The sequence below is a fragment of the Citrobacter sp. Cb080 genome, from assembly GCF_030334745.1.
In the GTDB taxonomy this organism is placed as follows: domain Bacteria; phylum Pseudomonadota; class Gammaproteobacteria; order Enterobacterales; family Enterobacteriaceae; genus Citrobacter; species Citrobacter braakii.
In genome coordinates this window covers 1-21,271 of the sequence record NZ_JAOWDG010000040.1, presented here as the reverse complement: position 1 = coordinate 21,271, position 21,271 = coordinate 1, and the positions used below count along the sequence as shown (strand labels likewise).

Genomic DNA, 21,271 nt, shown 5'->3' with positions numbered 1-21,271 from the left:
AAGATGTATTATGTTGGCCGGATAAGGCATCAGCTGCCATCCGGCATGATGACGCCATGCTTACGCCATCCGATCAGTTTACTGGTGGTAAGCGTCGATACAGTTCAATCATATCGCCTGCCAGATCCTGAATCACCATGGCATTCATCAGGTGGTCCTGCGAATGGACGGTGATGAGATTAACCGGTAGTTTGCCAGTGCCTTCGTCAATTCCGATCAGCTGGGTCTGGATTTTATGCGCTTGTTTAACATACTCGCGTGATTCCATCATCGCGTGTTCTGCCCCGGCGAAATCACCTTTACGCGCCAGTTGCAACGCCGTCAGGGCTTGACTGCGCGCAGCTCCGGCGTTTACCAATAATTCCATGATGATCGTTTCTAACTCTTCCATGCCATCACTCCAGTAGTTTCAGCGCTTTGTCCAGTACCGCATCGCCTTTCATCATGCCGTAATCCATCATATCGATAACGGCGACTTTTTTTCCTAGCGGGTCGGCGAGCGCCTGCAGCTTGGCCTGTTCATACTTAACCTGTGGGCCGAGCAATACGATATCCGCAGTGGCGATATTCTCTTCAAACTCAGCCACCGGGACCGCTTTGATAGTGACGTCGACTCCTTTTTTCTGGGCGGCATCTTTCATCTTTTGCACCAGCATGCTGGTGGACATTCCGGCGGCACAGCATAAAACGATGTTTTTCATAAGCAGTCTCGATCAACATGTGTGGGTTGATAATTATCGCGAGCCAGCCGCAGCAACAACTGCTTTGCAACGATTGTGTGCAAAGCATCACAAAGAAAGTCACTTTTTCTGAAACCGGTTACAAAAAGAGGCTCAACCCCACGATCTGGCCCTGATTTGGCGATTGTTGACCCATTTATCATATGCGGGAATATATAATCACTGTTAATAAAGACATGTTATAAAAAACAGTATTGACAGCATTTTTTAAACCCGTATGTTAATACTTAACAGCGGAGAAATTGTAGTTTGCTGTTAACGTAGTAAGTGTTAGTAGAGCTTGATTGGGGGTTGCGATAAAGGCCACGAAGTATTTTTGTATGGGATAGTCGATGCTGAAAACGCTATTTATTCACCTCGACAATGCTTTCAGGCCACGTAGTTGATATATCTAATCGCAAATAGTTAGTAAAACGCGACGATGTAACGCCATGATTTAATAGTAAATGTTTGCGGTTTCTGTTTTCTGGTTATCGCAAGGGAAATAAGGCAACGCATCAAAGAGTATATGTCGCGAGGGGAAGTGTACTTGTTTAGGTCACCAGCCTTGAGTTCTATTATCAAGCGGGTGGAATGTGTTTAACGGTAAATAGAGGACGGTTTTAGTTAGTATCAATATCCAATATTATCTGTAGTAAACGTGTACATTTTAAAGTAGTACCATCAGCAGTATTAAATCGTTAAGTTTATTAATGTTAAATTTGAAGTGTGTAGTAACTTAAAGCCCTGACTGCAATGGTCAGGGCTTTTGTTCATTTTAGATCAAGTTGTTACCTGAAATGCTCAACCGCGATGGTGTAACATTTCGGCGCTAATCGATTATTAAATAAATTAATGCTTGCTTATTGATTAGAAGTAAGTCTACTATAGCGACATCGGTTTGATACACAGACCTTATGAAAGCAGTTTTAGTAAAGCAGTTCTCAGTTCAAGCGTTATCCTCAGATACTCTTCTTCATGAGCCTCCTCCCTAAGTGCCCCATAAGTTAATTTCTGCAAAACAGGCCATCTTCGCTGCTTAAGCGGCTCAAAAATATGAAAGGAAGTATCTATGTCTAACAAAATGACTGGTTTAGTAAAATGGTTTAACTCTGAGAAAGGTTTCGGCTTTATCACTCCTCAGGACGGTAGCAAGGACGTGTTTGTGCATTTCTCTGCTATCCAGAGTAACGATTTTAAAACATTAGACGAAGGTCAAAAAGTGGAGTTCTCTGTGGAGAATGGCGCTAAAGGCCCGTCTGCTGTTAACGTTGTCGCGCTGTAATCGCCGATAATTTCACTAATGCTTACGATAGCGATGAAGGCCAGAGCCTGAGCAGTTAAGTGACAGTGAAGAAAAAACCCGCGAAAGCGGGTTTTTTCGTTTTATGCGATTGCTCCGGACTTACGGCATCTGCGAAGCGCGTCCCAGATAGCTGTCCCAGTCCTTCCACACGGGCTGTAACCCCTGCGCCATTAGTGCTTCAGCAACGGCTTCTGGGCGACGGGCATCGTGTGGGGAGAACTGTTCCAGTTCAGGATGGTTATCGGCATAACCGCCGGGCTGTGTTTTTGAGAAGGCGCTGACGTTGTTGATCGCCAGCGGGATCACATGATCACGGAACCATGGCGATTCGCGGGTGGAGAGCGACAGCTCAATTTCTGGCGCCAGTAAACGAAACGCGCAAATGGTTTGGACCAACTGTCGCTCGTCCATGATCGATGCGGGTTCAACGCCACCGGTGCATGGGCGCAGGCGAGGGAAGGAGATGGAGTAGCGGCTCTGCCAGTAATGCTGCTGCATCCACAGCAGATGTTCAGCTACCATATAGCAATCGACCCGCCAGCTGTCGGACAAACCAATCAACGCGCCAAGACCGATTTTGTCGATCCCTGCGCGGCCCAGCCTGTCCGGCGTTTCCAGTCGCCAGAAGAAATCCTGCTTTTTCCCCTTCAGATGGTGGCGAGCGTAAATCGCCTCATGATAGCTCTCCTGATACACCATCACGCCATCCAGTCCCAGCGTCTTCAGCTCCGCATATTCAGCCTCTGACAGCGGCTGAACTTCCATCTGCAATGAGGCAAACTGGCGGCGAATGGTGGGCAAATGGCGACGAAAGTAATCCATTCCGACTTTTGCCTGATGTTCACCGGTGACCAACAACAGATGCTCAAAACCCAGCTCACGGATAGCGGTACACTCTCGTTTTATCTCATCTTCGTCCAGCGTTTTGCGTTTGATACGGTTGCTCATGGAAAAGCCGCAGTAGGTGCAGTCGTTGGCGCAAAGATTCGAGAGATACAGCGGAACATAAAAGCTGACCGTGTTGCCGAAGCGCTGCCGGGTCAGGCGCTGCGCTCGCTGTGCCAACGGCTCCAGAAAGTCGGCGGCGGCAGGGGAGAGCAACGCCATCAGATCGTCGCGACTAAGCTGTGAAGCGTTGAGGGCGTGCTCCACGTCAGCGGCGGTTTTACCGTTGATACGCAGGCGGATGTCATCCCAGTCAAGCTGGCGCCAGCGGTCGCTGAACGTTTTCATACGAAGGCCTCCAGGAATCCGGTTAACGGGCTGGTGGCGCTTGCCTGCGAACTTTTGCTTCCTGGTACCGCCTGGCGCGCCAGAAGGCCCGCTTCAACCGCCAGACGGAAGGCGGTAGCCATCGTGACCGGGCAGTCGGCCACGGCGATTGCCGTGTTGACCAGCACTGCGTCGGCACCCATTTCCAGCGCCTGTGTGGCGTGGCTGGGGACGCCAATACCCGCATCAACCACCACCGGTACGGTTGCCTGTTGGATAATAATCTCCAGCATCGCTTTCGTTTCCAGTCCCTGATTAGAACCGATGGGCGCGCCGAGCGGCATTACCGCCGCGCAGCCGACCTCTTCCAGCCGCTTACACAGCACCGGATCCGCGCCGCAGTAGGGCAGCACCACAAAGCCCAGTTTCACCAATGCTTCCGCGGCTTTTAACGTTTCAATCGGATCCGGCAATAGCCAGCGGGCGTCCGGGTGGATTTCTAATTTTAGCCAGTTTGTGCCCAGCGCTTCACGTGCCAGCTGGGCGGCGAAAATAGCCTCTTCCGCGGTTTTCGCCCCAGAGGTGTTAGGCAGTAGTGTCACCCCCGCGTCGATAAGTGGGGCCAGAATGGCATCGTTGTGCTGGCGCAAATCCACGCGCTTCATCGCCAGCGTCACCAGTTGGCTGCCGGAGGCGCGAATCGCCTCGACCATCAGCTGCGACGAAGCAAATTTTCCGGTGCCGGTGAACAGATGTGAATCAAACGTTTTGTCAGCAATACGTAACATATCAACCCCCTGCAATAACCTGAAAAAGCAGGATCTGGTCGCCTTCCTGCACGATTTGCTGCTCCCACTGCTCGTGCGGCAGGATCTGCTGATTGAGCGCCAGCGCCGCTCCCGGTTTAAGTTGATTTAGCGCAGTGAGCAGCCCGCTGACGGTTTGTCCCTCGGCGCACTGCATCGGCTCATCATTGAACTGAATCTGCATGTTGTCCTCCGCAGACCGGGCAGCCGCTGGCACGACGCAGCGCGAGGCTGCGCCACTGGCTGGTTTTACCGTCGAACAGGCGTAGCTCCCCACTGGGAGTTTCAATGCCGCTGAGTAATTTAATCGCCTCCAGCGCCTGCAAGGTGCCCATCACGCCCACAACCGGGCCGACGATGCCGGCGGTGCGGCAGTTGCGTTCCGGCTCTACATCATCCGGCCACAGGCAACGGTAACAGCCTTGTTCCCACGGTGGCGTCAGTACCATTAGCTGGCCGCCAAAGCCCACAGCGCTGGCGGTGATGAGCGGAGTGTTGAGCAACACGCAGGCGGCGTTAATTTCCTGGCGCGTCGCCATGTTGTCGGTACAGTCGAGCACCACGTCGGCACGCGCTACCGCATGCCGGAGCGCCTCACCGGTCAGCCGCTGCTCAAGGACGACCAGCTCGCTGTCTGGATTAAGGCGTGCCAGATGTCGCTTTGCCGCCTGTGCTTTCGGCCGGGCGATATCATCGGTGGTGAACAATATTTGCCGCTGCAGGTTGCTCAGATGAACGTCATCATCGTCCGCCAACGTCAGCGTGCCGACGCCCGCTCCCGCCAGATACAGTGCCGCAGGCGAGCCGAGCCCACCTAAACCGACGATCAGCACATGGCTATCGAGCAGCTTTTGTTGGCCCTCAATGGCAATGTCGCCGAGCAGGATCTGGCGGCTGTAGCGCATAAAATCGCGGTCATTCATCGCCGGCTCCCGCAATGTCCAGTAGCTGCGCCGTGGCTGCCTGCCAGTCTGCGGCGTGGGTTATGGCGCTGACCACGGCAATGCTGCCAACGCCGGTCGCCAGCACCGCCGGGGCGCGCTCAAGGCTGATGCCGCCGATAGCGACAGTGGGGTAATCCGCCAGTCGTTTACTATGGCTTGCCAGCTGCGTGAGACCCTGCGGGGCCGACGGCATCTGCTTGGTTTGCGTCGGGAAGACATGACCCAGCGCGATATAAGAAGGCTTAGCAGCCAGCGCTACGTCTATCTCCATATCATCGTGAGTGGAAACACCCAGGCGTAGCCCCGCCGCCTGAATCGCCTTCAGGTCGGTGGTTTCGAGGTCTTCCTGGCCCAGATGCACGCCGTACGCGTTGTGCTTAATTGCCAGGCTCCAGTAGTCGTTGATAAACAGGCGAGCATCATAGCGACGCCCCAGCTCAATGGCGGCAATGACGTCGGCTTCGACCTCTTCATCACGTTTATCTTTAATGCGCAGTTGGATCGTGCGCACACCTGCCTGCAGCAAGCGTTCAATCCATTCAACGCTGTCTACCACCGGGTAAAGCCCGAGGCGGAACGGCACGGTCGGGAAATCAGGCTGGTACATCACGCCTCCTCTTTTTTGAGGTAGATTTCGCCGCCTTTGGCGCGGAAGTTCTCCGACATATCCGCCATTCCGATTTCAATGGTTTGTGCGGCGGCATAGTCGCGGACCTCCTGGCTGATTTTCATCGAGCAGAACTTCGGCCCGCACATGGAGCAGAAGTGGGCAACCTTGCCGGACTCCTGTGGCAGGGTTTCATCGTGATAGGCGCGGGCGGTGAATGGGTCGAGTGCGAGGTTAAACTGGTCTTCCCAGCGGAATTCAAAGCGTGCTTTCGACATGGCGTTATCGCGGATCTGCGCACCCGGATGGCCTTTGGCTAAATCAGCGGCATGGGCGGCAATCTTGTAGGTAATCAGCCCTTGCTTCACGTCTTCTTTGTTCGGCAGGCCAAGGTGCTCTTTTGGCGTGACGTAGCACAGCATTGCACAGCCAAACCAGCCGATCATCGCCGCACCAATGCCGGAGGTGAAGTGGTCATAGCCCGGCGCGATATCTGTCGTCAACGGCCCTAAGGTGTAGAACGGCGCTTCATGGCAGTGCTCCAGCTCTTCGGTCATGTTGCGCTGGATCATATGCATCGGCACATGACCCGGGCCTTCAATCATCACCTGCACGTCGTATTCCCAGGCGATTTTGGTCAGTTCGCCCAGCGTATGCAGCTCGGAGAACTGCGCCTCGTCGTTGGCATCCTGAATCGAGCCTGGACGCAGGCCGTCGCCGAGAGAGAGCGAAACGTCATAGGCGGCACAGATTTCGCAAATCTCGCGGAAATGTTCAAACAGGAAGTTCTCTTTGTGATGAGAGAGACACCATTTCGCCATGATCGAACCGCCGCGCGAGACAATACCTGTCAGGCGTTTGGCGGTCATCGGCACGTAGCGCAGCAGTACGCCCGCGTGAATGGTGAAGTAGTCGACGCCCTGTTCGGCTTGTTCGAGCAGCGTGTCGCGGAAGGCTTCCCAGGTGAGATCTTCGGCGATCCCGTTAACCTTCTCCATCGCCTGGTAGATCGGCACGGTACCGATCGGCACCGGGCTGTTACGCAGGATCCACTCGCGGGTTTCGTGAATATAGCGGCCGGTGGAGAGGTCCATCACCGTATCTGCGCCCCAGCGGGTCGACCACACCAGCTTCTCCACCTCTTCTTCAATGGAGGAGGTTACCGCCGAGTTACCGATGTTGGCGTTCACCTTCACCAGGAAGTTGCGGCCGATGATCATCGGCTCGGATTCCGGGTGGTTGATGTTGGCAGTAATAATCGCGCGGCCCGCAGCGACTTCATCACGCACGAATTCCGGGGTGATGTTTTCCGGCAGGCGAGCGCCAAAGTTCATCCCTGGATGCTGATGGCGCAGCACTTCACTACGAATGCGCTCGCGGCCCATGTTTTCACGGATGGCGATAAATTCCATCTCCGGGGTAACCATCCCCTGACGGGCATAGTGCAACTGGGTAACGCGCTTGCCGGCTTTGGCGCGTTTTGGCGTCAGCAGGCCGCTGAAACGCAGCTCGTCCAGGCCATCGTCGGCCAGACGTTCTTTGGTATAAGCGGAGCTACGGTCGTCTAATTCTTCGCTATCATTACGCGCCGCAATCCACGGCTGGCGCAGTTTCGCCAGACCCTGCTGAACGTTAATCGCCACATCAGGATCGCCGTACGGCCCGGAGGTGTCGTACACCGGCACGGCTTCGTTCTCTTCAAACTGCGGGTTGTCTTTCGTACCACCAATCAGCGTAGGACTTAGCTGGATTTCGCGCATCGGGATGCGAATATCCGCCTGCGAACCGGTGATGTAGATACGTTTTGAGTTAGGAAAGGCGGTACCTTCCAGCGTGTCGATAAAGTGTTGGGCTTGGGCGCGCTGTTCGCGGCGTGATGGTTTAGTAGTGGCAGACATAGCTCATTCCAAATAAAAGTAAGGATATGGCTTGTCAGACGACGGATGAAGCAAGAGAGACGAACGCCAAAGGGCGATACGGTTGTAGATTGACTCTTGTTCCCTTCGCAGGTTTTAACCTGATCAGGTTCCGCGGATCCCGAATTAACGGTCTCAGCCTTTTCCACTCATGCTGCTGTGGAAAATAAGCACTCCGACAAGAAGTAACCTCAAAAAGAGGTAATGAATGTAAATTACGCGTTAATGTCGCAAATCTCAAGCAGGACGTTTGATCATGCCACTCTCGTGCATCGCATCAAAAACCAGCATGATCAGCTTATCTTCCAGCACGAACCGGGCTTCCAGCGCCTCGCCGATATCCGATAAGGCCTGTTGAAATTCAAGGAAGTTATCGTGATCAATGGCGGTCTCCAGACTGGAATCATAGTAGTCCATGATCAGTTGCGTATTGGCTTCCAGGAGCGGCCAAATTTTTGTGGCTTTTAAAAGCTGCCCGTTCCCTTCCAATTTATGGAGAATACGTTCATAAATACTGAAGTGTCCGGTGGAAAGGTAATCGACCAGGCTCTGGCAAAAATCATCCAGCGCCTTTTCATTGAGCCGCATGTACGATTCTTTGCCAGGCTTAATGCCAACCAGATTGTAGTAAGCCACGAGAAGGTGCTTACGTACATGTAGCCAGCGATCAACCAGTTTGTTACTTCCTCCGACGTGCTCCGTCAGGCTTTCCAGCTGGTTTAGCATGATTGACTCCGCAAGATGGTGTTTAGGAACGGCTCACCCGTAAATGTAAAAATAATGTAAACAACATGCCTGTGAAGCAAAGGTTGCGCAAGAGATATGGATCGTATAATTGAAAAATTAGATAGCGGCTGGTGGATTGTCAGTCATGAGCAAAAGTTATGGTTGCCTCATGGCGAACTGCCTTACGGCGACGCAGCAAGTTTTGATCTAACCGGGCAACGCGCACTTCCTATAGGCGAATGGGAAGGGGAGACGGTCTGGCTGGTGCAGCAGCAGCGTCGGCACGATATGGGGTCTGTGCGCCAGGTCATTGACCAGGATGTTGGCCTGTTTCAACTGGCCGGACGCGGCGTACAACTGGCCGAGTTCTACCGCTCACATAAATTCTGCGGTTACTGCGGTCATCCCATGCACCCGAGTAAAACGGAATGGGCGATGCTGTGTAGCCACTGTCGAGAACGCTACTACCCGCAAATTGCCCCCTGCATTATCGTCGCTATTCGTCGTGACGACGCTATCCTGCTTGCCCAACATGTTCGCCATCGTAACGGCGTGCATACCGTGCTGGCGGGTTTTGTCGAAGTGGGCGAGACCCTCGAGCAGGCGGTGGCGCGCGAAGTCATGGAAGAGAGCGGCATTAAGGTAAAAAACCTGCGCTACGTCACTTCTCAGCCGTGGCCGTTCCCACAGTCTTTGATGACCGCATTTATGGCGGAGTATGATAGCGGCGAAATTGTGATTGACCCGAAGGAACTGCTGGAAGCGAACTGGTATCGCTACGACGATTTACCGCTCCTGCCCCCGCCGGGCACCGTCGCGCGTCGATTGATTGAAGATACCGTCGCCCTCTGCCGGGCAGAGTATGAGTGACACACATGTTACACTGGCGTGAAATAGCTCAAGGAATGGAAAAATGACCGAACTGAAGAACGATCGTTATCTGCGTGCGCTGCTGCGCCAGCCCGTTGATGTCACTCCGGTATGGATGATGCGCCAGGCGGGCCGCTATCTACCGGAATATAAAGCCACGCGCGCCGAAGCGGGCGATTTTATGGCGCTGTGCAAAAATGCCGAGCTGGCCTGCGAAGTCACGCTGCAGCCGCTGCGTCGCTATAAGCTTGATGCGGCGATCCTCTTTTCGGATATCCTGACGATTCCCGATGCGATGGGACTTGGGCTGTATTTTGAAGCAGGAGAGGGCCCACGCTTTACCTCACCGATCGTCAGCAAGGCTGACGTCGACAAACTGCCGATCCCGGACCCGGAAGATGGACTGGGTTATGTGATGAATGCGGTGCGCACTATCCGCCGTGAACTGAAAGGCGAAGTGCCGCTGATCGGCTTCTCCGGTAGCCCGTGGACACTGGCGACCTATATGGTCGAAGGCGGCAGTAGTAAGGCCTTCACCGTGATTAAAAAGATGATGTACGCCGATCCAAAGGCGCTGCATCTGCTGCTTGATAAGCTGGCGAAGAGCGTCACTCTGTACCTGAACGCGCAGATCAAAGCGGGCGCGCAATCGGTAATGATTTTCGACACCTGGGGCGGTGTGCTGACCGGTCGCGACTATCAGCAGTTCTCCCTGTACTACATGCACAAAATCGTCGACGGCCTGATGCGCGAGAACGAAGGTCGTCGCGTACCGGTGACGCTGTTCACTAAAGGCGGTGGTCAGTGGCTGGAAGCGATGGCGGAAACCGGCTGTGATGCGTTAGGTCTGGACTGGACCACTGACATTGCCGATGCGCGTCGTGGTGTAGGTCATAAAGTGGCACTGCAGGGCAATATGGATCCGTCCATGCTGTATGCGCCGCCAGCCCGCATCGAAGAAGAGGTGGCGACGATTCTGGCCGGTTTTGGTCAGGGTGAAGGCCATGTCTTTAACCTGGGCCACGGCATTCATCAGGATGTCCCGCCAGAGCATGCGGGTGTCTTTGTGGAGGCGGTACATCGGTTGTCTGAACAGTATCACCGCTAAGGAGTCATTATGGATCTTGCGTCATTACGCGCGCAGCAGCTTGAACTGGCCTCTTCAGTGATCCGCGAAGATCGCCTGAGGAACGATCCGCCGGATCTGATCGGCGGGGCGGACGTTGGGTTCGAGCAGGGGGGCGAAGTGACGCGAGCCGCGATGGTCTTACTGAAGTACCCCTCGCTGGAACTGGTTGAATACACGGTGGCGCGAATCGCCACCACCATGCCCTACATTCCTGGCTTTCTCTCCTTTCGCGAAACACCCGCGCTGATGGCCGCCTGGCAGCAGCTTTCGCACAAGCCTGATCTGCTGTTCGTTGACGGTCACGGGATCTCTCACCCTCGCCGTCTGGGCGTGGCCAGCCATTTTGGCCTGCTGGTGGATGTCCCGACGATTGGCGTGGCGAAAAAACGGTTGTGCGGCAAGTTTGAGCCGCTCGCCGCCGAACCCGGAGCGTTAGCGCCGTTGTTGGATAAAGGCGAACAGCTGGCATGGGTTTGGCGCAGCAAAGCACGCTGTAACCCGCTGTTTATCTCTACGGGTCATCGCGTGAATCAGGACAGCGCGTTAGCGTGGGTACAACGCTGTATGAACGGCTATCGTCTGCCCGAACCAACACGCTGGGCAGATGCGGTGGCATCCGAACGCCCTGCTTTTACGCGGCTTGCAGCAAAAACGCCCCATATCGGGTAAACTGCCGCTAATTTCCGTATTTGAGAACTCATCATGTTACAAAATCCGATTCACCTGCGTCTGGAGAAGCTGGAAAGCTGGCAGCACGTCACGTTTATGGCCTGTCTGTGCGAACGCATGTACCCCAACTACGCCATGTTCTGTAAGCAAACCGAATTTGGCGATGGACAAATTTACCGCCGAATTCTGGATTTGATTTGGGAAGCGCTGACGGTTAAAGACGCGAAAATCAATTTCGATAGCCAGTTGGAAAAATTTGAAGAGGCTATTCCTTCAGCAGACGATTACGATTTGTACGGCGTTTATCCGGCGATTGATGCCTGTGTGGCATTAAGCGAACTGATGCATTCGCGTCTTAGCGGTGAAACGCAGGAACATGCAATTGAGGTTAGTAAGGCTTCGATTACGACGGTGGCGATGCTGGAAATGACCCAGGCTGGTCGCGAAATGACCGATGAAGAGCTCAAAGAGAACCCGGCCGTTGAGCAAGAATGGGATATTCAGTGGGAAATTTTCCGACTTTTAGCCGACTGTGAAGAACGCGATATTGAGCTGATAAAAGGGCTTCGTGCAGACCTGCGCGAGGCTGGCGAGAGCAATATTGGTATAAATTTTCAGCAATGACACCATAAAACGTGATTTAACGCCTGATTTGTCGTGCCTGAAGGCTTCCCATCCGCCCCCGGTCTGGTCTACATTTGGGGGGCGAAAAAAAGTGGCTATCGGTGCGTGTATGCAGGAGAGTGCTTTTCTGGCATTTCCGTCGCACTCGATGCTTAGCAAGCGATAAACACATTGTAAGGATAACTTATGAACAAGACTCAACTGATTGATGTAATTGCAGACAAAGCAGAACTGTCTAAAACACAGGCTAAAGCTGCTCTGGAATCCACTCTGGCTGCTATTACTGAGTCTCTGAAAGAAGGCGATGCTGTACAACTGGTTGGTTTCGGTACCTTCAAAGTGAACCACCGTGCTGAGCGCACTGGCCGCAACCCGCAGACCGGTAAAGAAATCAAAATTGCCGCAGCTAACGTACCGGCATTTGTTTCTGGTAAAGCACTGAAAGACGCGGTTAAGTAATTCGCGTGGCAGTGAACAGTTTTATCGAAGGGGCGGTTTCGCCCCTTTTGTCCATCTGGCGTCATTCGCTTTGGCTTTCAGGTGTGCTGTTACTGTCTGCCTGTAGTCGCCACTCTGAGCTTCCTCCATTCACGGCCAGCGGCTATGTTGGCGATCAGGGGGCGGTACGCATTTGGCGTAAAGATTCCAGCGACGATGTTCACTTGCTCTCGGTATTTAGTCCGTGGCGTAAAGGCGATACCACCACCAGTGAATACCGCTGGCAGGGTGATTCGCTCTCGCTGATAGAACTCAACACTTACAGTAAACCACCGGAACATGTCCGTATACGCTTCGATGACCGGGGCGAACTGAGTTTCATGCAGCGTGAAGTCGATGGGCAAAAGCAGCAGCTTTCCAGCGATCAAATTGCGCTTTACCGCTATCGTGCCGATCAAATCCGCCAGACCAGCGATGCGTTGCGTCAGGGACGGGTGATATTGCGTCAGGGACGCTGGCATGCGAATAACACAGTCACGACCTGTGAAGGTGAAACACTGAAGCCCGATCTGGAATCGTGGGCGATAAACCACATTGAGCGCCGCCAGAGCCATTCATCTGTAGAAGTGAGTGTGGCATGGCTGGAAGCGCCAGAAGGGTCGCAGCTACTGCTGGTTGCTAATGAAGATTTTTGTCACTGGCAGCCTACTGCCAAAACCTTCTGAAAACCTGATGCCAGGACATCGGGCCAGATAAGGTGAGGCCGCCATCCGGCAAAAAACGTTTACCAGTGGCCCATTCCCATATGGCCGCCGCGATGGTTACCGCCACCGCCGCACCCGCCGTAGCCCATTCCCGCTCCGCGAGGTACGCCTGCCTGGGCCATTGCGACATCGCGTTTAACGCGCTGCTCATCCAGTGACTGATTCAACGCCTCCATCTCCTTTGCCACAGCATTAATTTTTGCTGTGTCTGGCGAGCTGGCTGTTAGCAACGCGTTGTACTCATAACGTTTAGAGGTCAGCTGTTGGCGCAAGGCGTTGGTCTGCGAGTAGTAATCATCATATATTTTCTGCGCGGTAGCCTGCTGCTCAGTGGTCATTGGCGTACCGCCTCGTTGCTGCATTCCATCACCATATCCCCAGTGATTCTGCGCCAGCGCCGGGGTAGAGCCCAACGCGATAAGAGAGAGTGCAATCAGCGCCAGTTTGTTGTTCCGTTTCATGGGTCGTTCTCCTGTTGGTTAGATTACATTTTCTATTGCATCTTCCGTGCCAAAGCGGCAATCCCGGTCCCGCGGGCGTTGTAGTCGTGGCCTTTACAGGGCGACGAGTAAAAATGACTCGCCAGAACGCGCCGGCGGGTCATTTTTACCCGCTACTTTCAGCGGTTTGTGTCTGAGGGCAGGGTTATCACGGAGAAAAAATGGCATGATTTCTGCTGTATACCTGCAACGATGAAAGGAACAGGTGGGATAAAGGGAGAGCGTATGCGTCTTTATAAGGACACGGCGGCCAAGTGGTTGAGCCGACTCTTGCTGGCGGCAATCCTGATTTTGGTCGGTTGGTTTTCGATTATGACCATTCGGGACTATGGGCGGGAAAGCGGTGCCGCGCGGCAAACGCTACTGGAAAAAGGCAGCGTGCTCATCCGCGCTCTGGAGTCTGGTACGCGCGTAGGTATGGGGATGCGCATGCATCATGCTCAACAGCAGACGCTGCTGGAGGAAATGGCCGTACAACCAGGCGTGCTATGGTTTGCCGTCGTTGACGATCATGGCGTCATTATTACTCATAGCAATTCCGCGATGGTCGGTAAAACGCTCTATTCACCGGATGTCCTGCGGCAATTAAGCCCCGGGGAACAAGAAAGCTGGCGGAATATTGACATGCCTACGGGGGACGGTGAAAAAACACCGGTCCTGGAAATTTATCGTCAGTTTCAGCCTATGTATGGTTCAGGACGTCATGGCATGGCGCGCTGTGCCAGCAATGACGGACAGCTTATTACCCCCGCACAAACCATATTTATCGCTTTTGATGCCAGCGATCTGGCTGCGACTCAGGCAAGAGAGTGGCGTAACACCCTGATCGTCCTGTCTGCGCTGGCGGCCGTGCTGCTGGCCACTGTGCTGACGTTCTTCTGGTATCAGCGCTATCAGCGCTCGTACAAAGAACTGCAGGATGCGATGAAGCGTAAAGAAAAACTGATGGCGCTCGGGCATCTGGCGGCCGGGGTCGCGCATGAGATTCGAAACCCGCTTTCATCGATCAAAGGTTTAGCGAAGTATTTTGCTGAACGAACTCCGGCTGGTGGTGAGTCGCATGAGCTGGCGCAGGTGATGGCGAAAGAGGCGGACCGTTTAAATCGGGTGGTGAGCGAGCTGCTGGAGCTGGTGAAACCTGCGCATCTGACGCTGCAACAGGTGGATCTCAATGAGGTCATCACCCACTCATTAAACCTGGTGAGTCAGGATGCGGCAAGCCGGGAAATCCAGCTACGTTTTTCGGCCAGTTCCACGCTGCCCGCTATTCAGGCCGATCCCGACCGACTGACTCAGGTTCTGTTGAATCTGTATCTGAACGCCATTCATGCGATTGGTCGTCAGGGCACGATTACGGTTGAAGCGAGTGAAAGCAGCGGCGATCGCGTTAAAATCATGGTTATTGATAGCGGGAAAGGGATTGCAGCGGAACAGCTGGAGGCCATTTTTACGCCTTACTTCACGACTAAAGCGGATGGAACCGGCCTTGGGCTGGCGGTAGTGCAGAACATAATTGAACAGCACGGTGGTACCATTCATGTGGCAAGCGTTGAGGGCAAAGGCGCAACCTTTACCCTCTGGCTGCCGACCAACGCGAAACAACAGGATTAACAAGGATGACGCGCGGAAAAATCAATATTCTGGTGGTAGATGACGATATCAGCCACTGCACCATTTTACAGGCGCTGCTGCGCGGCTGGGGTTATGAGGTCGCGCTGGCCTATAGCGGGCAAGCGGCACTGGAACAGGTGCGTGAACGCGTATTTGATTTAGTGCTGTGCGATGTGCGTATGGCGGAGATGGACGGCATCGCAACGCTGAAAGAGATTAAAGCGCTGAATTCGGCGATTCCGGTATTGATCATGACGGCGTTCTCCAGCGTGGAGACCGCCGTTGAGGCACTGAAAACCGGTGCGTTGGACTACTTAATCAAGCCGCTGGATTTTGATCGCCTGCAGGAGACGCTGGAAAAGGCGCTGGCGCATACGCGGGAAACGGGCGCTGAACTGCCGTCAGGGTCGGCTGCGCAGTTTGGCATGATTGGCAGCAGTCCGGCGATGCGGCAGTTGATCAATGAAATCGCGATGGTTGCGCCCTCGGATGCAACGGTGCTCATTCACGGAGACTCCGGTACGGGGAAAGAGCTGGTGGCCCGGGCGCTGCATGCCAGCAGTGCCCGCTGTGATAAACCGCTGGTGACGCTGAACTGTGCATCGCTTAATGAATCGCTGCTGGAGTCCGAACTTTTTGGTCACGAGAAAGGCGCGTTTACCGGTGCGGATAAGCGGCGGGAAGGGCGCTTTGTGGAAGCCGAAGGCGGCACGTTATTTCTTGATGAAATTGGCGATATCTCACCGCTAATGCAGGTGCGTCTGCTGCGGGCAATCCAGGAGCGGGAAGTGCAACGGGTTGGCAGCAACCAGACTATTGCGGTTGATGTCCGGCTGATCGCCGCCACACATCGCGATCTGGCGGAGGAAGTGAACGCCGGGCGCTTTCGTCAGGATCTCTACTATCGCCTGAACGTCATCACTATTGAAATGCCTGCGCTGTGCCAGCGCCGGGAAGATATTCCGCTGCTGGCCGAACATTTTCTCCAGCGTTTTGCCACACGTAACCGAAAAGCGGTGAAGGGCTTTACTCCGCAGGCGATGGATCTGCTGATCCACTATGACTGGCCGGGTAATATCCGTGAGCTGGAAAATGCGATTGAGCGTTCGGTGGTGCTGCTAACGGGGGAATATATTTCCGAACGCGAGCTGCCGATGGCGATTGCCGCGACACCGATAAAAACGGAATACAGTGGCGAGATCCAACCGCTGGTGGATGTCGAAAAAGAAGTGATTCTGGCGGCGCTGGAAAAAACGGGCGGCAATAAAACCGAAGCCGCCCGTCAGTTAGGTATTACGCGCAAAACGCTGCTGGCTAAACTCAGCCGTTAGTTTTGCTCACGTTCGATGGCGCGCCAGCCGATGTCGTTACGGCTGAAGCTGCCGTCCCAACGGATGTCGGTCATCAGGGCGTAGGCACGCTGCTGCGCCTCGGCAACGGTGTTGCCCAGCGCGGTGGCGCACAGGACGCGACCGCCGTTGGTCAGCACGCGATCGTCAGCAGACAGTTTGGTGCCCGCGTGGAACACTTTACCGTCAGCGACTTCTTCCAGCGGCAGGCCGTGGATCTCATCGCCAGTATTGTAGTTGCCCGGATAACCCCCTGCGGCAATCACTACGCCCAAAGAGGCGCGTTCGTCCCACTCAGAGGTTTTCTCATCCAGCTTGCCATCACAGGCGGCAAGGCACAGCTCCACCAGATCCGATTTCATACGCAGCATAATCGGCTGGGTTTCCGGATCGCCGAAGCGGCAGTTGAACTCGATAACCTTCGGGTTGCCCTGTTTGTCGATCATCAGACCCGCGTACAGGAAACCGGTGTAAGTGTTCCCTTCCGCCGCCATGCCTTTTACGGTTGGCCAGATGATGCGTTCCATGGTGCGCTGATGAACGTCATCAGTCACCACCGGTGCAGGTGAGTAAGCGCCCATACCGCCGGTATTCGGACCGGTATCGCCGTTGCCCACGCGTTTGTGGTCCTGGCTGGTGGCCATTGACAGCACGTGCTCGCCGTCAACCATCACGATAAAGCTCGCTTCTTCACCGTCGAGGAACTCTTCGATAACGATACGGTGGCCCGCATCGCCAAAAGCGTTACCTGCCAGCATGTCATGAACAGCGGCTTCGGCTTCCTCCAGCGTCATCGCGACGATAACGCCTTTACCGGCGGCCAGGCCGTCGGCCTTGATAACGATCGGCGCGCCTTTCTCACGCAGATAGGCCAGCGCAGGCTCAATCTCGGTGAAGTTCTGATACTCCGCCGTTGGAATGTTATGACGGGCAAGGAAATCTTTGGTGAAGGCTTTGGAGCCTTCCAACTGCGCTGCACCTTCGGTTGGGCCGAAGATTTTCAGACCGGCGGCGCGAAACGCATCGACCACGCCAATTACCAGAGGCGCTTCTGGGCCAACGATGGTCAGATCGATCTTCTCATTCTGGGCAAAGCTCAGCAGCGCCGGAATATCGGTCACGCCGATTGCCACGTTTTGCAGCGCAGGTTCCAGCGCGGTGCCCGCGTTGCCTGGTGCGACAAATACCGTTTCGACTTTTGGCGACTGCGCCGCTTTCCAGGCCAGCGCGTGTTCGCGCCCCCCGTTGCCAATCACTAATACTTTCATCGTCTGCTCCGTGGATTAATGGCGGAAGTGGCGCATGTCGGTGAACACCATCGCTATGCCGTGCTCGTCGGCGGCAGCAATGACTTCATCATCACGGATAGAACCGCCCGGCTGGATCACGCAGGTCACACCAGCGGCGGCGGCGGCATCAATCCCATCGCGGAACGGGAAGAAAGCGTCGGATGCCATAGAGGAACCTTGAACTTCCAGACCTTCGTCGGCGGCTTTAATCCCGGCGATTTTTGCGGAATATACGCGGCTCATCTGGCCTGCGCCTATGCCGATAGTCATGTTCTCTTTGGCGTAAACAATGGCGTTGGATTTTACAAATTTAGCTACTTTCCAGCAGAACAGCGCATCGCGCAGTTCCTGTTCGGTCGGCTGACGTTTGGAAACTACGCGCAGTTCACCTTCGCTCACCATACCCAGGTCACGATCCTGAACCAGCAGACCGCCGTTAACGCGTTTGAAGTCCAGGCTCGGCACACGTTGTGCCCACTGACCGCAGGTCAGCACGCGGACGTTCTGTTTGGCGGCGGTGATTTTCAGTGCGTCTTCGGTTGCGGATGGCGCGATGATCACTTCCACGAACTGACGGGAAATGATGGCTTGAGCAGTTTCGGCATCCAGTTCGCGGTTGAAGGCGATGATGCCGCCGAACGCGGAGGTCGGGTCGGTTTTATAGGCGCGGTCGTAAGCATCGAGAATAGAGGTACTGACTGCCACGCCGCACGGGTTAGCGTGTTTGACGATCACACAGGCTGGCTCGTTGAATTCTTTTACGCACTCCAGCGCCGCATCGGTATCGGCGATGTTGTTGTAGGAAAGTGCTTTGCCCTGTACCTGCTGCGCGGTGGCAACGGACGCTTCTTTAACATTCTCTTCTATATAGAAGGCAGCCTGTTGGTGGCTGTTCTCGCCGTAGCGCATATCCTGCTTCTTAATGAAGTTCAGGTTCAGTGTACGTGGAAAGCGACCAGCGGCTTCTTTGCTTTCGCCGTGGTAGGCCGGAACCATGCTACCGAAGTAGTTGGCGATCATGCTGTCGTAAGCGGCGGTGTGTTCGAAGGCTTTAATCGCGAGGTCGAAACGCGTGTCGAGGGTCAGAGAACCGTCGTTGGCATCCATCTCTTTAATAATGGCGGCGTAGTCGCTGCTCTTCACAACGATAGCCACATCTTTATGGTTCTTGGCAGCGGAACGCACCATCGTCGGGCCGCCGATATCAATGTTTTCTACCGCATCTTCCAGCGAGCAGCCTTCACGGGCAACGGTATCGGCGAACGGGTACAGATTAACAACCACCATGTCGATAGGTGCGATGCCGTGCTGTTCCATAATCCCGTCGTCCTGACCGCGACGACCAAGAATGCCGCCGTGGACTTTCGGATGCAGGGTCTTTACGCGTCCATCCATCATTTCCGGGAAGCCGGTGTAATCGGAAACTTCGGTCACTGGCAGGCCTTTCTCAGCCAACAGGCGCGCAGTGCCACCTGTAGACAGCAGCTCCACACCGCGTGCGGAAAGTGCCTGAGCGAATTCGATGATACCGGCCTTGTCAGAAACACTGAGCAGAGCGCGGCGGACTGGACGACGTTGTTGCATGGTAAATCCCCTGGATTTGACTATTACAGAGAGCGTTAGGTGAATTCTTGGCTAAAAACTCAGCTAACGCCCCTTACGGGGCATCCTTGTTGTGCGGGGGCATTGTAACGAAAACGTTTGCGCAACGCTCGCGAATTTTTAATTTTCGATTTTGACCTCTTCTTTTTCCGTTGAAGGATGCTCATATAAACAGAGAAGTGCACAAACGATCGCGTGGTTTGTGGATAACTCTGTGTGTAAATGGGTATAAGGCGGGGTTTTGCTGTGGAATGCAGCGGTCAGTCATTTTTCTGCAATTTAAGGGTTGCGGGCCGCAGGAAACTCCCTATAATGCGCCTCCATCGACACGGCGGATGTGAATCACTTCACACAAACAGCCGGTTCGGTTGAAGAGAAAAACCTGAAAATGAGGGTTGACTCTGAAAGAGGAAAGCGTAATATACGCCACCTCGCGACAGAGCGCTAAAGCGCGTCGCACCTGCTCTTTAACAATTTATCAGACAATCTGTGTGGGCACTCGAAGATACGGATTCTTAACGTCGCAAGACGAAAAATGAATACCAAGTCTCTGAGTGAACACGTAATTCATTACGAAGTTTAATTCACGAGCATCAAACTTAAATTGAAGAGTTTGATCATGGCTCAGATTGAACGCTGGCGGCAGGCCTAACACATGCAAGTCGAACGGTAGCACAGAGGAGCTTGCTCCTTGGGTGACGAGTGGCGGACGGGTGAGTAATGTCTGGGAAACTGCCCGATGGAGGGGGATAACTACTGGAAACGGTAGCTAATACCGCATAACGTCGCAAGACCAAAGAGGGGGACCTTCGGGCCTCTTGCCATCGGATGTGCCCAGATGGGATTAGCTAGTAGGTGGGGTAACGGCTCACCTAGGCGACGATCCCTAGCTGGTCTGAGAGGATGACCAGCCACACTGGAACTGAGACACGGTCCAGACTCCTACGGGAGGCAGCAGTGGGGAATATTGCACAATGGGCGCAAGCCTGATGCAGCCATGCCGCGTGTATGAAGAAGGCCTTCGGGTTGTAAAGTACTTTCAGCGAGGAGGAAGGTGTTGTGGTTAATAACCGCAGCAATTGACGTTACTCGCAGAAGAAGCACCGGCTAACTCCGTGCCAGCAGCCGCGGTAATACGGAGGGTGCAAGCGTTAATCGGAATTACTGGGCGTAAAGCGCACGCAGGCGGTCTGTCAAGTCGGATGTGAAATCCCCGGGCTCAACCTGGGAACTGCATCCGAAACTGGCAGGCTAGAGTCTTGTAGAGGGGGGTAGAATTCCAGGTGTAGCGGTGAAATGCGTAGAGATCTGGAGGAATACCGGTGGCGAAGGCGGCCCCCTGGACAAAGACTGACGCTCAGGTGCGAAAGCGTGGGGAGCAAACAGGATTAGATACCCTGGTAGTCCACGCCGTAAACGATGTCGACTTGGAGGTTGTGCCCTTGAGGCGTGGCTTCCGGAGCTAACGCGTTAAGTCGACCGCCTGGGGAGTACGGCCGCAAGGTTAAAACTCAAATGAATTGACGGGGGCCCGCACAAGCGGTGGAGCATGTGGTTTAATTCGATGCAACGCGAAGAACCTTACCTACTCTTGACATCCAGAGAAGTTTGCAGAGATGCGAACGTGCCTTCGGGAACTCTGAGACAGGTGCTGCATGGCTGTCGTCAGCTCGTGTTGTGAAATGTTGGGTTAAGTCCCGCAACGAGCGCAACCCTTATCCTTTGTTGCCAGCGATTCGGTCGGGAACTCAAAGGAGACTGCCAGTGATAAACTGGAGGAAGGTGGGGATGACGTCAAGTCATCATGGCCCTTACGAGTAGGGCTACACACGTGCTACAATGGCATATACAAAGAGAAGCGACCTCGCGAGAGCAAGCGGACCTCATAAAGTATGTCGTAGTCCGGATTGGAGTCTGCAACTCGACTCCATGAAGTCGGAATCGCTAGTAATCGTGGATCAGAATGCCACGGTGAATACGTTCCCGGGCCTTGTACACACCGCCCGTCACACCATGGGAGTGGGTTGCAAAAGAAGTAGGTAGCTTAACCTTCGGGAGGGCGCTTACCACTTTGTGATTCATGACTGGGGTGAAGTCGTAACAAGGTAACCGTAGGGGAACCTGCGGTTGGATCACCTCCTTACCTTAAAGAAACGTTCTTTGTAGTGCTCACACAGATTGTCTGATGAA

Annotated in this window: 21 protein-coding genes, 1 rRNA gene and 1 riboswitch; of the genes, 10 read left to right on the top strand and 12 right to left on the bottom strand. The window is 54.3% G+C overall.

The features are described 5' to 3' along the window. Positions 1-73: 73 nt before the first annotated feature. Together OGV38_RS08150 and OGV38_RS08145 are read right to left on the bottom strand one after the other, a co-directional pair. On the bottom strand, positions 74-391 hold the full coding sequence (locus OGV38_RS08150; RefSeq protein ID WP_016155302.1) for a PTS lactose/cellobiose transporter subunit IIA: 318 nt from the start codon (positions 389-391) through the stop codon (positions 74-76). Positions 392-395: 4 nt separating this feature from the next. Next, on the bottom strand, positions 396-701 hold the full coding sequence (locus OGV38_RS08145; protein ID WP_016155303.1) for a PTS sugar transporter subunit IIB: 306 nt from the start codon (positions 699-701) through the stop codon (positions 396-398). A gap of 1,090 nt (positions 702-1,791) precedes the next feature. Here OGV38_RS08145 and cspE point away from each other — a divergent pair. Next, positions 1,792-2,004, top strand: coding sequence for a transcription antiterminator/RNA stability regulator CspE (gene cspE, locus OGV38_RS08140; RefSeq protein WP_016155304.1), 213 nt, complete (start codon positions 1,792-1,794; stop codon positions 2,002-2,004). 120 nt (positions 2,005-2,124) lie between these two features. On the opposite strand, the gene thiH is transcribed toward cspE, so the two are convergent. From thiH to OGV38_RS08105, 7 genes are all read right to left on the bottom strand, one after another. Continuing rightward, a complete protein-coding gene (gene thiH / locus OGV38_RS08135; RefSeq protein WP_016157943.1) occupies positions 2,125-3,258 on the bottom strand; it encodes a 2-iminoacetate synthase ThiH in 1,134 nt (377 codons plus the stop codon). Continuing rightward, entirely contained in the window at positions 3,255-4,025 is a 771-nt protein-coding gene (gene thiG / locus OGV38_RS08130) for a thiazole synthase (protein WP_047415991.1), read from the bottom strand. Before thiG ends, thiH begins: the two co-directional genes overlap by 4 nt. Before the next feature lies 1 nt (position 4,026). Continuing rightward, a complete protein-coding gene (gene thiS, locus OGV38_RS08125) occupies positions 4,027-4,227 on the bottom strand; it encodes a sulfur carrier protein ThiS (RefSeq protein ID WP_286473164.1) in 201 nt (66 codons plus the stop codon). Next, entirely contained in the window at positions 4,208-4,966 is a 759-nt protein-coding gene (locus OGV38_RS08120; RefSeq protein WP_269520023.1) for a HesA/MoeB/ThiF family protein, read from the bottom strand. The genes thiS and OGV38_RS08120 overlap by 20 nt, the downstream gene beginning before the upstream one ends. Beyond that, the gene (thiE, locus tag OGV38_RS08115; RefSeq protein WP_016157945.1) at positions 4,959-5,594 is read right to left on the bottom strand and encodes a thiamine phosphate synthase; all 636 of its coding nucleotides are present in this window, start codon (positions 5,592-5,594) and stop codon (positions 4,959-4,961) included. Before thiE ends, OGV38_RS08120 begins: the two co-directional genes overlap by 8 nt. Beyond that, complete coding sequence (thiC, locus tag OGV38_RS08110) at positions 5,594-7,492, bottom strand: phosphomethylpyrimidine synthase ThiC (protein WP_286473162.1); 1,899 nt, start codon at positions 7,490-7,492, stop codon at positions 5,594-5,596. The genes thiE and thiC overlap by 1 nt, the downstream gene beginning before the upstream one ends. Positions 7,493-7,575: 83 nt before the next feature. After that, positions 7,576-7,698, bottom strand: a riboswitch (TPP riboswitch). Positions 7,699-7,747: 49 nt separating this feature from the next. Continuing rightward, positions 7,748-8,236 (bottom strand): Rsd/AlgQ family anti-sigma factor, encoded by a 489-nt coding sequence (locus OGV38_RS08105; protein WP_016155311.1) that lies wholly within the window; start codon positions 8,234-8,236, stop codon positions 7,748-7,750. A gap of 96 nt (positions 8,237-8,332) precedes the next feature. Between OGV38_RS08105 and nudC the strand changes: the two genes are divergently transcribed. The 6 genes from nudC (at position 8,333) to OGV38_RS08075 (ending at position 12,691) form a co-directional block, all read left to right on the top strand. Beyond that, positions 8,333-9,106 (top strand): NAD(+) diphosphatase, encoded by a 774-nt coding sequence (gene nudC, locus OGV38_RS08100; protein ID WP_016155312.1) that lies wholly within the window; start codon positions 8,333-8,335, stop codon positions 9,104-9,106. Positions 9,107-9,149: 43 nt separating this feature from the next. Then, entirely contained in the window at positions 9,150-10,214 is a 1,065-nt protein-coding gene (hemE, locus tag OGV38_RS08095; protein WP_286473161.1) for a uroporphyrinogen decarboxylase, read from the top strand. A 9-nt stretch (positions 10,215-10,223) separates the two neighbouring features. After that, positions 10,224-10,904 carry a deoxyribonuclease V gene (gene nfi / locus OGV38_RS08090; protein ID WP_047359002.1) on the top strand — a complete coding sequence of 227 codons (681 nt, stop codon included), beginning with the start codon at positions 10,224-10,226 and terminating at the stop codon, positions 10,902-10,904. A gap of 33 nt (positions 10,905-10,937) precedes the next feature. Next, positions 10,938-11,528, top strand: a complete 591-nt coding sequence (locus OGV38_RS08085) for a YjaG family protein (protein ID WP_269520027.1) — start codon at positions 10,938-10,940, stop codon at positions 11,526-11,528. A gap of 186 nt (positions 11,529-11,714) precedes the next feature. Then, positions 11,715-11,987, top strand: a complete 273-nt coding sequence (gene hupA / locus OGV38_RS08080; RefSeq protein WP_001044509.1) for a nucleoid-associated protein HU-alpha — start codon at positions 11,715-11,717, stop codon at positions 11,985-11,987. A gap of 11 nt (positions 11,988-11,998) precedes the next feature. Then, positions 11,999-12,691: a DUF1481 domain-containing protein gene (locus OGV38_RS08075; RefSeq protein WP_047359007.1), complete on the top strand. Its 693-nt coding sequence runs from the start codon at positions 11,999-12,001 to the stop codon at positions 12,689-12,691. 59 nt (positions 12,692-12,750) lie between these two features. Here the strand turns inward: OGV38_RS08075 and zraP are convergent, their stop codons facing one another. Then, positions 12,751-13,191 carry a zinc resistance sensor/chaperone ZraP gene (gene zraP, locus OGV38_RS08070; RefSeq protein ID WP_016155316.1) on the bottom strand — a complete coding sequence of 147 codons (441 nt, stop codon included), beginning with the start codon at positions 13,189-13,191 and terminating at the stop codon, positions 12,751-12,753. A gap of 264 nt (positions 13,192-13,455) precedes the next feature. Between zraP and zraS the strand changes: the two genes are divergently transcribed. Together zraS and zraR are read left to right on the top strand one after the other, a co-directional pair. Then, positions 13,456-14,841 carry a two-component system sensor histidine kinase ZraS gene (zraS, locus tag OGV38_RS08065; RefSeq protein WP_269520030.1) on the top strand — a complete coding sequence of 462 codons (1,386 nt, stop codon included), beginning with the start codon at positions 13,456-13,458 and terminating at the stop codon, positions 14,839-14,841. A gap of 5 nt (positions 14,842-14,846) precedes the next feature. Beyond that, positions 14,847-16,172, top strand: a complete 1,326-nt coding sequence (zraR, locus tag OGV38_RS08060) for a sigma-54-dependent response regulator transcription factor ZraR (RefSeq protein WP_049043230.1) — start codon at positions 14,847-14,849, stop codon at positions 16,170-16,172. Here the strand turns inward: zraR and purD are convergent. Both purD and purH read right to left on the bottom strand, forming a co-directional pair. After that, positions 16,169-17,458 (bottom strand): phosphoribosylamine--glycine ligase, encoded by a 1,290-nt coding sequence (gene purD, locus OGV38_RS08055; RefSeq protein ID WP_286473160.1) that lies wholly within the window; start codon positions 17,456-17,458, stop codon positions 16,169-16,171. The genes zraR and purD overlap by 4 nt on opposite strands. Positions 17,459-17,473: 15 nt before the next feature. Beyond that, on the bottom strand, positions 17,474-19,063 hold the full coding sequence (gene purH / locus OGV38_RS08050) for a bifunctional phosphoribosylaminoimidazolecarboxamide formyltransferase/IMP cyclohydrolase (protein ID WP_269520034.1): 1,590 nt from the start codon (positions 19,061-19,063) through the stop codon (positions 17,474-17,476). A 619-nt stretch (positions 19,064-19,682) separates the two neighbouring features. Here purH and OGV38_RS08045 point away from each other — a divergent pair. Further along, positions 19,683-21,224: ribosomal RNA gene (locus OGV38_RS08045) — 16S ribosomal RNA — on the top strand. The last annotated feature ends 47 nt before the right edge of the window (positions 21,225-21,271 follow it).

Excerpts from the sequence above, each read along its gene's own strand:
- OGV38_RS08150 (WP_016155302.1), bottom strand. The coding sequence starts at position 391 with ATGGAAGAGTTAGAAACGATCATCATGGAATTATTGGTAAACGCCGGA.
- OGV38_RS08145 (WP_016155303.1), bottom strand. The coding sequence starts at position 701 with ATGAAAAACATCGTTTTATGCTGTGCCGCCGGAATGTCCACCAGCATG.
- cspE (WP_016155304.1), top strand. The coding sequence starts at position 1,792 with ATGTCTAACAAAATGACTGGTTTAGTAAAATGGTTTAACTCTGAGAAA.
- thiH (WP_016157943.1), bottom strand. The coding sequence starts at position 3,258 with ATGAAAACGTTCAGCGACCGCTGGCGCCAGCTTGACTGGGATGACATC.
- thiG (WP_047415991.1), bottom strand. The coding sequence starts at position 4,025 with ATGTTACGTATTGCTGACAAAACGTTTGATTCACATCTGTTCACCGGC.
- thiS (WP_286473164.1), bottom strand. The coding sequence starts at position 4,227 with ATGCAGATTCAGTTCAATGATGAGCCGATGCAGTGCGCCGAGGGACAA.
- OGV38_RS08120 (WP_269520023.1), bottom strand. The coding sequence starts at position 4,966 with ATGAATGACCGCGATTTTATGCGCTACAGCCGCCAGATCCTGCTCGGC.
- thiE (WP_016157945.1), bottom strand. The coding sequence starts at position 5,594 with ATGTACCAGCCTGATTTCCCGACCGTGCCGTTCCGCCTCGGGCTTTAC.
- thiC (WP_286473162.1), bottom strand. The coding sequence starts at position 7,492 with ATGTCTGCCACTACTAAACCATCACGCCGCGAACAGCGCGCCCAAGCC.
- OGV38_RS08105 (WP_016155311.1), bottom strand. The coding sequence starts at position 8,236 with ATGCTAAACCAGCTGGAAAGCCTGACGGAGCACGTCGGAGGAAGTAAC.
- nudC (WP_016155312.1), top strand. The coding sequence starts at position 8,333 with ATGGATCGTATAATTGAAAAATTAGATAGCGGCTGGTGGATTGTCAGT.
- hemE (WP_286473161.1), top strand. The coding sequence starts at position 9,150 with ATGACCGAACTGAAGAACGATCGTTATCTGCGTGCGCTGCTGCGCCAG.
- nfi (WP_047359002.1), top strand. The coding sequence starts at position 10,224 with ATGGATCTTGCGTCATTACGCGCGCAGCAGCTTGAACTGGCCTCTTCA.
- OGV38_RS08085 (WP_269520027.1), top strand. The coding sequence starts at position 10,938 with ATGTTACAAAATCCGATTCACCTGCGTCTGGAGAAGCTGGAAAGCTGG.
- hupA (WP_001044509.1), top strand. The coding sequence starts at position 11,715 with ATGAACAAGACTCAACTGATTGATGTAATTGCAGACAAAGCAGAACTG.
- zraP (WP_016155316.1), bottom strand. The coding sequence starts at position 13,191 with ATGAAACGGAACAACAAACTGGCGCTGATTGCACTCTCTCTTATCGCG.
- zraS (WP_269520030.1), top strand. The coding sequence starts at position 13,456 with ATGCGTCTTTATAAGGACACGGCGGCCAAGTGGTTGAGCCGACTCTTG.
- zraR (WP_049043230.1), top strand. The coding sequence starts at position 14,847 with ATGACGCGCGGAAAAATCAATATTCTGGTGGTAGATGACGATATCAGC.
- purD (WP_286473160.1), bottom strand. The coding sequence starts at position 17,458 with ATGAAAGTATTAGTGATTGGCAACGGGGGGCGCGAACACGCGCTGGCC.
- purH (WP_269520034.1), bottom strand. The coding sequence starts at position 19,063 with ATGCAACAACGTCGTCCAGTCCGCCGCGCTCTGCTCAGTGTTTCTGAC.